The 11,620-nt window shown below is 51.1% G+C and carries 16 protein-coding genes and 1 pseudogene; 14 read left to right on the top strand and 3 right to left on the bottom strand.

Features of this window, described 5'->3' with window-relative positions:
- Window positions 1-3 precede the first annotated feature (3 nt).
- The 13 genes from HX884_RS01630 (at window position 4) to HX884_RS01575 (ending at window position 9,646) form a co-directional block, all read left to right on the top strand.
- Window positions 4-375 (top strand): phage tail tube protein, encoded by a 372-nt coding sequence (locus tag HX884_RS01630; protein ID WP_000896638.1) that lies wholly within the window; start codon window positions 4-6, stop codon window positions 373-375.
- Window position 376: 1 nt separating this feature from the next.
- Entirely contained in the window at window positions 377-655 is a 279-nt protein-coding gene (locus tag HX884_RS01625; RefSeq protein WP_000807719.1) for a phage tail assembly protein, read from the top strand.
- Window positions 656-669: 14 nt separating this feature from the next.
- Window positions 670-804: a hypothetical protein gene (locus tag HX884_RS27125; protein WP_255411056.1), complete on the top strand. Its 135-nt coding sequence runs from the start codon at window positions 670-672 to the stop codon at window positions 802-804.
- A complete protein-coding gene (locus tag HX884_RS01620; protein ID WP_063929856.1) occupies window positions 797-2,680 on the top strand; it encodes a transglycosylase SLT domain-containing protein in 1,884 nt (627 codons plus the stop codon). The genes HX884_RS27125 and HX884_RS01620 overlap by 8 nt, the downstream gene beginning before the upstream one ends.
- A 61-nt stretch (window positions 2,681-2,741) precedes the next feature.
- Window positions 2,742-3,239, top strand: a complete 498-nt coding sequence (locus HX884_RS01615) for a hypothetical protein (RefSeq protein ID WP_088765747.1) — start codon at window positions 2,742-2,744, stop codon at window positions 3,237-3,239.
- 55 nt (window positions 3,240-3,294) lie between these two features.
- Window positions 3,295-4,695, top strand: coding sequence for a DNA circularization protein (locus HX884_RS01610; RefSeq protein ID WP_063929854.1), 1,401 nt, complete (start codon window positions 3,295-3,297; stop codon window positions 4,693-4,695).
- Window positions 4,692-5,777 carry a phage baseplate assembly protein gene (locus HX884_RS01605; RefSeq protein WP_063929853.1) on the top strand — a complete coding sequence of 362 codons (1,086 nt, stop codon included), beginning with the start codon at window positions 4,692-4,694 and terminating at the stop codon, window positions 5,775-5,777. Before HX884_RS01610 ends, HX884_RS01605 begins: the two co-directional genes overlap by 4 nt.
- Entirely contained in the window at window positions 5,774-6,358 is a 585-nt protein-coding gene (locus HX884_RS01600) for a phage baseplate assembly protein (RefSeq protein WP_045888898.1), read from the top strand. The genes HX884_RS01605 and HX884_RS01600 overlap by 4 nt, the downstream gene beginning before the upstream one ends.
- Window positions 6,355-6,792 (top strand): phage GP46 family protein, encoded by a 438-nt coding sequence (locus HX884_RS01595; RefSeq protein ID WP_001279799.1) that lies wholly within the window; start codon window positions 6,355-6,357, stop codon window positions 6,790-6,792. Before HX884_RS01600 ends, HX884_RS01595 begins: the two co-directional genes overlap by 4 nt.
- A gap of 1 nt (window position 6,793) precedes the next feature.
- Window positions 6,794-7,936, top strand: a complete 1,143-nt coding sequence (locus HX884_RS01590) for a baseplate J/gp47 family protein (protein WP_016237005.1) — start codon at window positions 6,794-6,796, stop codon at window positions 7,934-7,936.
- Window positions 7,933-8,526, top strand: a complete 594-nt coding sequence (locus HX884_RS01585; RefSeq protein ID WP_023294058.1) for a YmfQ family protein — start codon at window positions 7,933-7,935, stop codon at window positions 8,524-8,526. Before HX884_RS01590 ends, HX884_RS01585 begins: the two co-directional genes overlap by 4 nt.
- A gap of 51 nt (window positions 8,527-8,577) precedes the next feature.
- Complete coding sequence (locus HX884_RS01580; protein WP_178327545.1) at window positions 8,578-9,222, top strand: hypothetical protein; 645 nt, start codon at window positions 8,578-8,580, stop codon at window positions 9,220-9,222.
- Window positions 9,194-9,646, top strand: coding sequence for a tail fiber assembly protein (locus tag HX884_RS01575; RefSeq protein ID WP_178327544.1), 453 nt, complete (start codon window positions 9,194-9,196; stop codon window positions 9,644-9,646). Before HX884_RS01580 ends, HX884_RS01575 begins: the two co-directional genes overlap by 29 nt.
- Here the strand turns inward: HX884_RS01575 and HX884_RS01570 are convergent.
- Together HX884_RS01570 and HX884_RS27480 are read right to left on the bottom strand one after the other, a co-directional pair.
- Window positions 9,618-10,028, bottom strand: coding sequence for a tail fiber assembly protein (locus tag HX884_RS01570; RefSeq protein ID WP_088765743.1), 411 nt, complete (start codon window positions 10,026-10,028; stop codon window positions 9,618-9,620). The genes HX884_RS01575 and HX884_RS01570 overlap by 29 nt on opposite strands.
- Window positions 10,028-10,669 (bottom strand): annotated as a pseudogene (locus HX884_RS27480) (glycine-rich domain-containing protein); the annotation flags it as partial. The gene HX884_RS01570 and the pseudogene HX884_RS27480, both read right to left, overlap by 1 nt.
- Before the next feature lie 62 nt (window positions 10,670-10,731).
- On the opposite strand from HX884_RS27480, the gene HX884_RS01560 reads away from it, so the two are divergent.
- Entirely contained in the window at window positions 10,732-11,292 is a 561-nt protein-coding gene (locus HX884_RS01560) for a recombinase family protein (RefSeq protein WP_061091813.1), read from the top strand.
- A 43-nt stretch (window positions 11,293-11,335) separates the two neighbouring features.
- On the opposite strand, the gene HX884_RS01555 is transcribed toward HX884_RS01560, so the two are convergent.
- Window positions 11,336-11,602 (bottom strand): DinI family protein, encoded by a 267-nt coding sequence (locus HX884_RS01555; RefSeq protein WP_023294054.1) that lies wholly within the window; start codon window positions 11,600-11,602, stop codon window positions 11,336-11,338.
- Window positions 11,603-11,620 lie beyond the last annotated feature (18 nt).

The following is an 11,620-nucleotide window of genomic DNA, read 5'->3' as shown; positions in this document are numbered from 1 at the left end:
ACGATGGCAGGTGATACTACTAACCGCCTGGCGGGAACCGCCTATGTCACTGTTAACGGTGTGACGGTAATGGTGGAGGGCTCGTTTAAATATCAGGCTGCCACCGTAAACCGTACCACCCTGACAGGGATGGATGGTGTGCACGGATATAAGGAAAAACCTGTGGCGCCATACATTTCTGCCCGACTGCGTGACAGTGGCGGAACGAATGTGCAGGGCTTTAACCAGCAGACGAACGTCAACGTGATCGCCGAGCTGGCTAACGGGAAAACTATCATTGGCCGTTCACTCTGGACGGTCAACGTCCAGGAAGTGGAAAGCGAAGATGCAGTATTTGATGTTCGCTGGGAAGGCCGCGACGTAACGGAGAACTAAGATGGCTGAGATTGAACGCGTTAAAACCATTCCCTTAACCGTAGCGCTGGATGATGCTGCGGAGAAGACCACCTATACGCAACTGGAGCTGAAAGCGCCCACGCTAAGTCAGGCGGAGCAGTTTTATGAGAAACAGGCTGCGTCAACGTCGCTCGCGGCGATGCGCCTGCTTATTGCGCTGGTTTCCGGTACGCGTGAAAGCGTGCTGCAGCCGATGGATTTTCTCGACTTCCGTAAGTGTGAGGAGTATCTGCTCAGTTTTTTGACCTGGAAGCCCTGACAACCTGGCAGGAGATGGCCGCTGACGTCACCTTCTATTTCCGCTGGTCTGAGGACAGGGCGTGGGGAATGACCCGCGCCCGGCTGAAATGGTGGGTGGCGCAGGCATCCCGGATAAACAAGCTTAGGAAACCTGACGACGATGAGTAATTCTTTTGATTTTGAGCTGGTGGCCAGCGACCAGGTTAGCGAGGCTATAGACCGCATTAATGAGGCTGTCCGTGACCTGGAGCCGAAGCTAGATAAAACCAAAGAAGGGCTCAAGTTAGGCGGTCAGGAAACAGCCGACGGACTGAATGGTTTTATTTCGCGCCTCGAGAATATGTCGAAGAGCGCGCGGGATAACGTGCAGTACATCGGCGATATGGTTCCCCCGCTGAAAATGGTGGGGGAGCTCGCGGGCAAGATGGGTACACTGGGGCTGGTTGGTGCTGCCGGATACGGGCTGAAACAGGTCGCTTATGGTTTTCGGGAGGCATCCCGTCAGGCCTATAACCTCGATGTCTCGGCAAAAAATGCGGGGATGCGCGTTGACGATTTTACCCGACTTTCCGGGGCTATGCGTATTCTTGGAGCAGACAGCGAGAGCGCTAATGCATCAATAGAGGGTATTTTCAAAGCATTCAATGAGGCTGCCAGCGGTAAAAACGAGGGGGTTATGGCCGCGATGGCGCAAATTGGTGCGCAAATCCAAAAAAACAGCGATGGGTCAGTAAATACCCTTAAAACACTGGAGTCTATTGCAAAAATTTTCCCAACCCTGAGACCTGAACAGCAGAAATCCACAGCCGATGCACTTGGGCTGACACCCGAATTGCTGGCGCTAATGCGTGAAGGCGAGCGTATGAAAAAGCTGCTGGCAAAATCGGATGAATTTGGTCTGACTGTGGATCCGGCGCTGAACCAGCAGTTGAGTGAAGTGAACGGCACAATGAATGAGCTCAGCGCATCCTGGGATGGGCTGTGGCAACGTTCAAAAAACAAGGCACTCAAGACCATTCTCTCGGATGGTTCGGTCAAAGACGGCCTCGAAGGTGTTACTGATCTGTTTACTAACGGTGACTTTACCGGCCTGTCTCATGCTCTCGGTTTTATCAACAGCGATGATGCTGCAAAGTTACGACGAATTCAGAATGATAAGACGCTATATAACAGTTTGCCCCGTAGTGAACGTGGACAGGTTGACGCGGGTTTCATGACTGATGCTGTAAGAAAGCGGTACGATGCAAATTACCGCGCGGCAGATTCTGCGATTCAGTTACAAAATGACATGGCTGCAGTAACAGCCCCACGGACTGCCGGGAGCAAATATGTGCCTTACCGCCAGAATGGCCAGTATGATGACTTACTGAATGAAGCTGGCCTGCAATACGGTGTTGATCCCCGTCTGCTGAAAGCCATTATGACTCAAGAATCTGGTGGAAATTCTCAAGCTATCAGTAGAGCAGGCGCGAAAGGATTGATGCAAATTATGCCGTCAAATTTTAATTCGACTGGGGTTACAGACTGGACTGACCCACGTCAGAACATTATGGCCGGGGCAAAAATCATGGCTGAAAACCTGAAAAGCTCAGGCGGTAATATTCCGCTGGCGCTTCGTTATTACAACGGGGGGTATGATACTAGCCGCTGGGGGCCGCAGAACCAGGCTTATCCTGGGGCGGTTCTTGGACACTATCAGAAAATAATTAATGAAGAACCACTAACCCGCGATGCTATCCCAGAAAACCAAGCCAATGAGCAATCAGCAGGTATCGGTATCAACCTACCTGTTCAACCTAGTGATGATTCGGCTTACCCAGATAGTGAGGTTAATAATAAATCTACAGGCACTGGGATTATCCAGCCCACCCAGCCTAACGCAGACCAAAATCAGGCTTTTGCCGATAAGCTTACCAGCTCATTTAAAAGCGCTGTTGAAGATCAGAAGATGAAGCTTGAAATCACCCTGGTCGACGGCAAAGGTGGCAGGAAGGAGTTCAATACCCAGAATGGCGGACGGATAACGTTACCCATGGCTTATTAAAAGATGATGGTATAAGGTGTGAATGTAAGATTTTAATTCAACACAGCGCTTGGATATTTCTATGAAAAAGATTACAGCTTACTTGTCTCTATCTCTTTTAATTATACCTTATGCTGCTCAGTCGCAGAGTTTAGCCAAGTGGGTGTATCCCAATGGCATACCAACACTGAAGCAGGATAGCAGAGGTATGGATGCTTTTGAGTTTGCTCTCGCTGTTACAAACTCGTCAACTGGTCAGGTGTCAATTCTTGATTTTCGACCAAACACCGATGCTGAATCTTCGTGCTATGGTATACATGAATACAGCAACCCCAAAATAAGAGATATTTCTCCAGCAAAAATCGCAGGGAAATATGTAAAAATGATATCTATTTGCCTTGGGCAGAGTAGCGGGATAATCCAACCAAAAACAGAAGAGGGAAAGAAATATTTTAATGGATTAGTGTTTACAGGTGCACCATTAGATATTTATCTCTCCGATACTAAATTTATTTCATTCCCTGCATCAGACACTGACTCGATGAAGAAAAAACTATCGGAACTAAATTCAGCAATGTGACATAAATAAGTAAAAAAACCGCCGATATGGCGGTTTTTTTATTTCCGGAGGTGAGATGCCAATTATCCAGAATGCAATAACATCCCTGATGGGCGGTGATGCCAGCGATGACTGGCAGGGGCAGTTAAGGCCCAGCTCATTCAGAGGAGTGCCATTTGCAATTGTTGCTGAGGAAGGAAGCCACGGCCGACGCCAGGCGGTACATGAATATCCCTACCGTGATACAGCCTGGATAGAGGATATCGGTCGAGCAACAAGGCGATTTGTTATTCGCGGTTTTTTGATTCAGAACAGCCAGGTTTATGGTGGCGGCGATGCCATCACACAGCGCCAGTCATTAATTGAAGCCTGTGAACAAAAAGGTAGCGGTACGCTCGTCCATCCGACACTGGGCGAATTAACGGTTTCCATCCCTGAGAATGGTTTGCGTATTTCCGGTTCGATGGAGAACGGGCGAGTATTTGAATTTACCCTGATGGCAATTGAATCAGGGCTTAAAGTGTTTGCTGTCACGGGCAGTACCGTTGCAGGCGCCACGGTGAAAACCAACTATCTGAAACTGGTCAGCACTGCTGTGCTGAGCACGATTGCCAGAGTTAAGAGTGAAATCCGCGGTGTCACACAGGCTATAAACACCATCAGAGGCACGGTCACGTTCTGGACTAACATGGTTGACAGCACCATCAGTCAGGTCACGAATCTCAGCAATGTCCTGAACTCCACGTTCGGGAATACCCGGTACGGACGTTACAGTAAAGGCTCTGTGGGCGGTAGTTCCTCTGCTGTTGCTGGCAAATCGTCAGTTGCTGATGTGGATGATGAGAGAGCACTGGCTGACAAGGTAACAGCCCAGTCGGTAATGGACCGGAAAAATGTTACCGACAGGTCGAGCCAGCTTAGCATCTCCAACACACCTGATGAGTTTGTCCAGGGCGTCGCCGACGTGGTAAACGCAATTCTTAACAGCGCCGGCAGCGTTAATGACCGAATCACAGCGCTGGAAAAACTGGCTAATTCAATCAGCACGGAGTACCAGCAGTCCGACAGCAGCAAAGCGATTTCGGCGACCATGAACACGCTGATTGTTGTGCTATGTACTGGTGCCATGACCAGTGCAGCTGCGGACTCCAGACCTGCCAGTACAGACGAGGCAGAAGAGCTAACTCAACGAGTTTCTGTGCAACTGGATACGGCGCTGGTTCTGGCTGGAGACCGCGCTGACGATGATACGTATAACGCGCTTCTCGCCGTCAGATCGGCATTCCTTTCCACGATGAGTGAGCGCGCTTCTGGTCTGAGCGAGCTTCTTCAGGTTACCACCGCTCAGCCGCTTCCGGCGCTGACGCTGGCAAACCGATTATACCAGGATGCCACCCGTGCAGATGAACTGGTGCAGGAAGCGCGCGTACCCCATCCGGCGTTTATGCCGACAACCATGAAGGTACTGAGGCAATGAATGCAGACAGCGATCTGGATGTTGTTTCTCTGACGGTCGACGGCAAAATCATCGAAGGCTGGGATTCTGTCCGGGTAACGCGGGGGATTGAGCGTTTTCCCTCTGATTTCGATCTTGGGCTGATGGATTACTTCCCTGGCAACGAAGATCGTCAGCTCGTTGAAGAGGGCATGTCCTGTGAAGTTCGTATCGGAGATGATCTGACGCTGACGGGATATGTGGATGACTGGGAACCCGCACTATCGCGCTCCCGCCATGAGGTCCGCGCCACGGGCAGGAGCAAATGTCAGGACCTGGTGGATTGCTCAGCCGAGTGGCCTAACAACGTCATTAATGCCAGTAATGCGCTTGAAATTGCTTCTCGCCTGGCATCCTACTATGGCATCACCGTAACCACGGATGTTGATGAACTTGTGAAGGTACCCCAGTTCACTCTGAACTGGGGGGAGTCTCCGCAAGAAGTCATCGATCGGGTGGCCAGATGGTCTGCTCTGCTTTACTACGATCAGCCCGATGGAAATTTGTTACTGACCCGGGTGGGAACACGTCGTGCGGCGAGTGGAATAGCCGAAGGGGTCAATGTCGAACAGGCGTACTACCGCAAATCGATGGCCGACAGGTTTTCAGATTATGTCGGTGTATCAATGAGCGTTTCTCCAATTGCAGGGTATTCGCCTGATACGGCCTATGACGCTGTGACTCTGGCAACGGCGAGAGATCCGGAGGCCGCCCGTATGCGGTACCGAAAACATATATCGATTGTGGAAAGTACCCTGATGGCTACTCAACAGGCACAAAGTGCGATCGACTGGGAAATGAACCGTCGGTACGGACGTTCAAAACAGCTCTCGGTAACCATCGATTCCTGGCGGGATAAAAACGGGAAACTGTGGGAACCAAACACATTGATCCCCGTTGATCTTCCCACGTTACGGTTGCCGGAGACTGAATTGCTGCTGGCAGAAGTCACCTATATGCGCGATGACTACGGCACCCATGCACGCATGACGCTGATGCCGCCTGAAGCATTCACCGTTCAGCCATATGCCTTCTACCAGAACCTGGCGGGATTTAACACATGAAGCAACTCTTTAAACATGCAGCGACCAGGATTGCCGGCATGCTGGGGATTGGCCGGATCACGGCCATGAAAGATGGTGGGGTGGTGCAGTCAATCCAGTACCAGACTCCGCTGGAGGTGGCCAGCGCACCGCGGATGGCAGAATTTGGCTTTTCATCCGGCCTGCCTGCCGGGACTGATGTGGTTCTGGCTTTTATTGGCGGTGATCGTTCCAGCGCGGTGGTAATTGCGTCCAACCACCAGGGGTTCCGTCATACAGGCCTGAAATCGGGCGAAACGGTCATGTATAACCAGTGGGGCCTTAATATTCTCCTGACGGAGAAGGGGATCTTCCTGGATGCAAAGGGCCAGGATGTTGAGGTCAATAACGCCACTAACGTGACCATCAATGCCAGCCAGGGGATCCTTGCAAATACCCCGATCCTGAGATGCACAGGTGACATTGTTGATAACTGTGAAACCAATACCCGAACACTGAAAGAGCTGCGGGATGCACATAATGACCACGATCATGTGGTTAAAAATGCCCAGAGTGGCAATGACAATATCCGCAGCCAAAAAACAGAGGATCAGGTGACATGAGTGACATCGCTTCATTCTGGAATGTGGATGAGATGTTTGCTGACTGGCAGAAAGGGCTGGGTGAACTCACCACGGGGAACGATTTACAGACTGCAATACTGGACAGCCTGTTTACTGACAGGCTGGCAAGGGCTGACGATGATTATGAGGACAGCGATCGCCGCGGCTGGTGGGGGGATTCCGGGGAGGAATCGCAACTGGGATCCCGGCTGTGGCTGCTACGGCGGAAAAAACTGACCCCGGATGTCGCAAAAAAAGCGGAGGAATACTCGAGTGAAGCGCTCAACTGGTTAAAGGTTGATGGTGTTGTCAGCGAGGTTATTCCTGTTGCCAGGATTGTCCTGCCTGACCGGCTCAATCTCATTATCCGCTATCAGGCACCGGGGAAGGACTGGCAGGAATTCAGGTTTTACTGGATATGGGAGCAACGTTAATATGCCGTTTAAACGACCGACGCTGAGCGAACTCCGCGACGGAAACCGGAAATTTATGCAGGCGGAGCTTGAGGATGTTGGTGCGCTCCTGCGCTTCGCGAACCTGAAGGTACTGGCTGACATGGATGCGGGGATGGGGCATCTGCATTACGCCTACCTTGACTATATTGCCCTGCAGACAAACCCGTTTACCTCTACCGATGAGTATCTCGCCGGGTGGATGGCCCTTAAGCAGGTATTCAGAAAACCAGCTGCAGCGGCGAAGTCGCCTGCGGTACAGGCTAGTGGCAGTGTTGACAGTATTATCCCTGTTGGCTCGATCATTAACCGCGGGGACGGATACCAGTACCGGACGGATGCAGATCTTAAAATTCAGGCAGATGGATTTGGTATCGTCGCGGTGACGGCTATACTGCCGGATATTACCAGTGATGTAACGGGTGGAGGCGCGCGCGGTAACGCTGATGCCGGGACCATAATGACCCTGGACGCGAATATTGCTGGCGTGGATCCACAGGTAACGTTACTGTCCGCTGCGACCGGCGGAGCCGATATTGAAACGGAAGAGGATTTTCGCAGTCGTGGCTTGCTGGCATGGCAGAATCCGCCTCAGGGTGGAAGCGACGCCGATTATAAAAAATGGGCGCTTGAGGTTTCGGGCGTCACCCGCGCGTGGGTAAAGCGGCGTCTGAACGGGGCCGGGACCGTTGGCGTGTATATCATGTGTGATCGGAATGACAATGGTGGGTTTCCGGTCGGTACCGACGGAATATCCCAACTTGAGGACTGGGGGGCTGTTAAAGCCACCGGAGACCAGCTCGCTGTCGCCGACCACATCTATCCGCAGCAGACAGACACTGCCATTGTTTTCGTATGTTCCCCGATCAAGAAAGTCATCAATATTGAAATCTCTGGTATCAAAAATGCCGACAGCACCACAGTTCAGGGTATAAAAGACGCGCTGACGGCGCTGTTTTTTGATGAGGCTAACCCTGATGGTTCCGGGAAAGTTTACCTCTCTGATATTAACGGGAGTATCGGCGGTGTTAGTGGCACGACGGGCTATATCCTTAACTCTCCGATGGCCAATATCACCTTTGCTGTTGGCGAAATTCCGGTGCTTGGCGGGGTGAATTTTGTATGAGCCTCTTTTCAAAAAATGATTATGCCGGTGCGCTTGGTGCGCTGCTACCGACGGGCAGGGCATGGCCCCGGTCGCAAAGAACGGTACAGGCTGCGGTATTACGGGCACTGGGTAGCTCGTTTCAGCGTTCTGACAGCGATGCGCAAAGCCTGATTACTGGCGCTTTTCCGCCTACAGCGACGGTAATGTTGCCAGAATGGGAAAGCTCTCTGGGGCTGCCAGATGATTGCGCGATTGGTGAGTCCGGTGGCGTCAGCGATCGCCAGCGCGCCGTGGTAGCAAAGTTAATCAGCACCGGCGGTCTGAACCGCGATTACTACATCCGGGTGGCCGCAGCTCTTGGTTATACCATCACTATCACACAGTTCCGCCCCGCTATGAGTGGCATGTCAGTATGCGGTGATGCGCTTAACGGTGACGAGTGGCCATTTACCTGGCGGATAAATGCGCCACAAACAACAATCAAGTATTCGCTTGCTGGCGCGTCCTACTGCGGCGATCCGCTCGCATCGTGGGGCAATAAACAACTGGAGTGTTCAATCAACAAAATTGCCCCATCCCATCTGAACATCATTTTCAATTATTCATAACTGATATTTCCCCCTCTGATTTTATCGCTTAACACTAAGTGAGGATTAACTATGCTCCGAATCGGGCAAGTCGAAGCCACTGCAACGCAGGATGGCAAATATACTGATGGAAGTGTTGCTGGTGGTATTGCCGCAACGAGGCTGCGGGCAGCAGCGTTTAACGCCATGCAGGAAGAGTTAGCGCATATCGTAGAGTCAGCAGGTTTGACGCTCGACATTAACGATATGACTCAGGTTTTAAAGGCCATTCAAAAACTGACACTGAGCCGTACAAACCCATTTGCCGATATCAAATCAGATGGTGCAGCGGCGATCTCTACGGCTCTCACAAACCTTGGTTTGGGAGAAGCGGCTAAAAGGAATGTAGGTACAGGGGCGAATCAGATACCTGATATGAGCCTGTTCGCGTCAATTAATACCGTAACGGCTGCTGCGCAAAAATTTCCGTCTGGATTAATTTTACAGTGCGGTCAGTTGAATGGCTCCCCGAATGTATCTTCAACATACGGGATGAGGTTCCCGATGACATTCTCAAGAGTCCTTGCTGTCACAGTTACATTGAACGTTACTGGCGCGTCAGGGCAGCCGACTGTATCGGCGACAAATGTCCAGAACACTGGATTTAATATTACGGTGTCGCCCGGTTCAGGATACGGTGCATCTTCTGATGCGTATTACATTGCAATGGGGTATTAACGAAATGTCATATTTTTATTCCGCATCGACAAACGGATTTTATTCGACTGAATTTCACGGCACCAATATTCCTGATGATGCAGTGGAAATCTCGGAATCAGAGTGGAAAACACTGATTAATGCACAGAGTGTAACAAAAATGATTACCTGTGGTGAGAACGGTCATCCTGTCATTGTTGACCGTCCTTCTCCAACACCAGAACAATTAGCCTTAATAAATGATGAAAAGAAATCTGCACTGATAGCAGAGGCAACGAATGTAATAGCTCCGCTTCAGGATGCGGTTGATTTAGGTATGGCAACAGATGATGAAACGAAACTGTTACTGGCATGGAAAAAATATCGGGTGCTGCTTATGCGTATTAATACTTCAACAGCACTCGATATTGAATGGCCTACGCCTCCGGCAGTTCAGGCCAGATGACATCCGGCGCTGTGCTGGTATCTGTTGCCATCACCGCGTCAATGTAATCCAGCACAGCGTTAAGGCGGGTGGTTTCTGCCTGCGTCAGCTTCCGCCCGGCCTGCAGCTTTAACTGAATCACGCTGATATTGACCATTGCTGCGTTTATCAGCGACTGTTTTTTCTGTTCAGCGTCAGCTACCAGTTCATCATGAGAACGTTCCGGAGTGGGTGGTACAGTAAATCCCCCGTCTGAATACGCCCAGCCGATTCCGGGATGCTCACTGATATCTGAAATATCAATGAGATGCTGATTATCCGGCACCGTGAATTCAGCCTCGCCATTCCAGGCAATGACATTCACAACCATCCCATTTTCAATAACTGCATATGACATATTCATTATGCAAACTCCTCGATAATACAAATCCCAGCAGCACCTTTCCCGCCTGTCATACTGGTTCCGCTATAACCGCCATCGTATGCACCACCGCCGCCTGAACCATATGCCTTACCGCTAACACCACCGCCAGCGCCTGCGCGTCCACCGCCCCCCCAGTACGATGTTCCGCCTTCACCGCTGACGCTGATATTTCCGTACTGACCGTCGCCACCATTTCCACCAGTGATGCGGATATCGCCAGTACTCGGCACACCTCCGTTACCGCCGTTTGTGTTTGTGACTCCTACTTTTCCGGCACCTTCGCCACCGATAGCAATTAACGATGCGAACGAACTATAGCCGCCATTAAGGCCGTAATTTGCTCCAATACCACCGGCTCCACCTGCGCCGATAGTGACTGGATAACTATTCTGTGTCGGGGTCATTATTGAAATTATTGTTCCACCGGCCCCGCCGCCAGCACCGAAAAACGTTTCATTATTGGATATAGCCTGGCAGCCGCCCCCACCACCACCGCCACCCGTTATTGTGACCCTGATCCGTTTTGTTCCCGGCGTTGGAGTGTACGTACCTGATGACGTGAAAACCCGGGTATTCACCCAGCGTCCCACGTATCCGCTTGTATCTCCCAAACCAACGTTTTTGAGAATGACCATTCTGCTCACCAGTGGCATGCTTTCTGCTTTTTTCAGGGGGTAAAAGTATGCTTATTGGTTACGTGAGAGTGTCAACAAATGACCAGAACACCGCATTACAGAGAAATGCGCTCGATAGCGCAGGATGTGAACTGATTTTTGAAGATAAAATAAGCGGCAAGACATCCGAGAGGCCGGGTCTCAAAAAGGTACTCCGTATCTTGTCGGAGGGAGACACGCTGGTGGTCTGGAAACTCGATCGGCTCGGTAGAAGCATGCGGCATCTTGTCGTTCTGGTGGAGGAGCTGCGAGAGCGGGGCATTAATTTTCGAAGCCTGACCGACAGCATAGACACATCTACGCCGATGGGCCGATTCTTCTTTCATGTTATGGGGGCTTTGGCAGAAATGGAAAGAGAGCTCATTGTTGAACGCACCCGGGCGGGATTAGCAGCTGCGCGAGCAAAAGGGCGGATCGGCGGTCGCAGACCTAAATTAACGGATGAGCAATGGGCGCAGGCCGGGAGATTGATCGCAGCAGGGGAATCTCGCCAGCGTGTGGCAATAATTTACGACGTAGGGGTTTCAACACTCTACCGAAAATTTCCGGTAGGCAGTGGTAATACATAATGCAGGCCGCCAGTTAATATTGAAGCCGGCAGCCTGAACCATTTTACAGTACAGCCTGGCGAACCGTCGGGAATTCAGACACCAACCACATATCGGACTCTTCAAACATTTCCTCCAGCATGCGGTTCAGCTTTTCCCGATCGCTTTTGCTGGCATCGCTATTCAAGGCGTTTGCCTGCATTGGCTTCACCCTCACTTCTGCATCAGGGAAAATCTGGTGCACTCGCTTTGTTAGCTCAGCCAGGATGATCTCTCTGGCCCCTTGGAGCCCTTCAACATTTCGCTTGTCATAAACCAGTTCAACAAACATACCGATCCTCTTATAAGT

This window comes from Enterobacter sp. SECR19-1250 (assembly GCF_013391025.1).
GTDB lineage: Bacteria > Pseudomonadota > Gammaproteobacteria > Enterobacterales > Enterobacteriaceae > Enterobacter > Enterobacter cloacae.
This window is presented reverse-complemented; position numbering and strand designations above follow the sequence as displayed.

What these genes read in the sequence shown, in the direction of transcription:
- HX884_RS01630 (WP_000896638.1), top strand. Translation starts at nt 4, where the DNA reads ATGGCAGGTGATACTACTAACCGCCTGGCGGGAACCGCCTATGTCACT.
- HX884_RS01625 (WP_000807719.1), top strand. Translation starts at nt 377, where the DNA reads ATGGCTGAGATTGAACGCGTTAAAACCATTCCCTTAACCGTAGCGCTG.
- HX884_RS27125 (WP_255411056.1), top strand. Translation starts at nt 670, where the DNA reads ATGGCCGCTGACGTCACCTTCTATTTCCGCTGGTCTGAGGACAGGGCG.
- HX884_RS01620 (WP_063929856.1), top strand. Translation starts at nt 797, where the DNA reads ATGAGTAATTCTTTTGATTTTGAGCTGGTGGCCAGCGACCAGGTTAGC.
- HX884_RS01615 (WP_088765747.1), top strand. Translation starts at nt 2,742, where the DNA reads ATGAAAAAGATTACAGCTTACTTGTCTCTATCTCTTTTAATTATACCT.
- HX884_RS01610 (WP_063929854.1), top strand. Translation starts at nt 3,295, where the DNA reads ATGCCAATTATCCAGAATGCAATAACATCCCTGATGGGCGGTGATGCC.
- HX884_RS01605 (WP_063929853.1), top strand. Translation starts at nt 4,692, where the DNA reads ATGAATGCAGACAGCGATCTGGATGTTGTTTCTCTGACGGTCGACGGC.
- HX884_RS01600 (WP_045888898.1), top strand. Translation starts at nt 5,774, where the DNA reads ATGAAGCAACTCTTTAAACATGCAGCGACCAGGATTGCCGGCATGCTG.
- HX884_RS01595 (WP_001279799.1), top strand. Translation starts at nt 6,355, where the DNA reads ATGAGTGACATCGCTTCATTCTGGAATGTGGATGAGATGTTTGCTGAC.
- HX884_RS01590 (WP_016237005.1), top strand. Translation starts at nt 6,794, where the DNA reads ATGCCGTTTAAACGACCGACGCTGAGCGAACTCCGCGACGGAAACCGG.
- HX884_RS01585 (WP_023294058.1), top strand. Translation starts at nt 7,933, where the DNA reads ATGAGCCTCTTTTCAAAAAATGATTATGCCGGTGCGCTTGGTGCGCTG.
- HX884_RS01580 (WP_178327545.1), top strand. Translation starts at nt 8,578, where the DNA reads ATGCTCCGAATCGGGCAAGTCGAAGCCACTGCAACGCAGGATGGCAAA.
- HX884_RS01575 (WP_178327544.1), top strand. Translation starts at nt 9,194, where the DNA reads ATGCGTATTACATTGCAATGGGGTATTAACGAAATGTCATATTTTTAT.
- HX884_RS01570 (WP_088765743.1), bottom strand. Translation starts at nt 10,028, where the DNA reads ATGAATATGTCATATGCAGTTATTGAAAATGGGATGGTTGTGAATGTC.
- HX884_RS01560 (WP_061091813.1), top strand. Translation starts at nt 10,732, where the DNA reads ATGCTTATTGGTTACGTGAGAGTGTCAACAAATGACCAGAACACCGCA.
- HX884_RS01555 (WP_023294054.1), bottom strand. Translation starts at nt 11,602, where the DNA reads ATGTTTGTTGAACTGGTTTATGACAAGCGAAATGTTGAAGGGCTCCAA.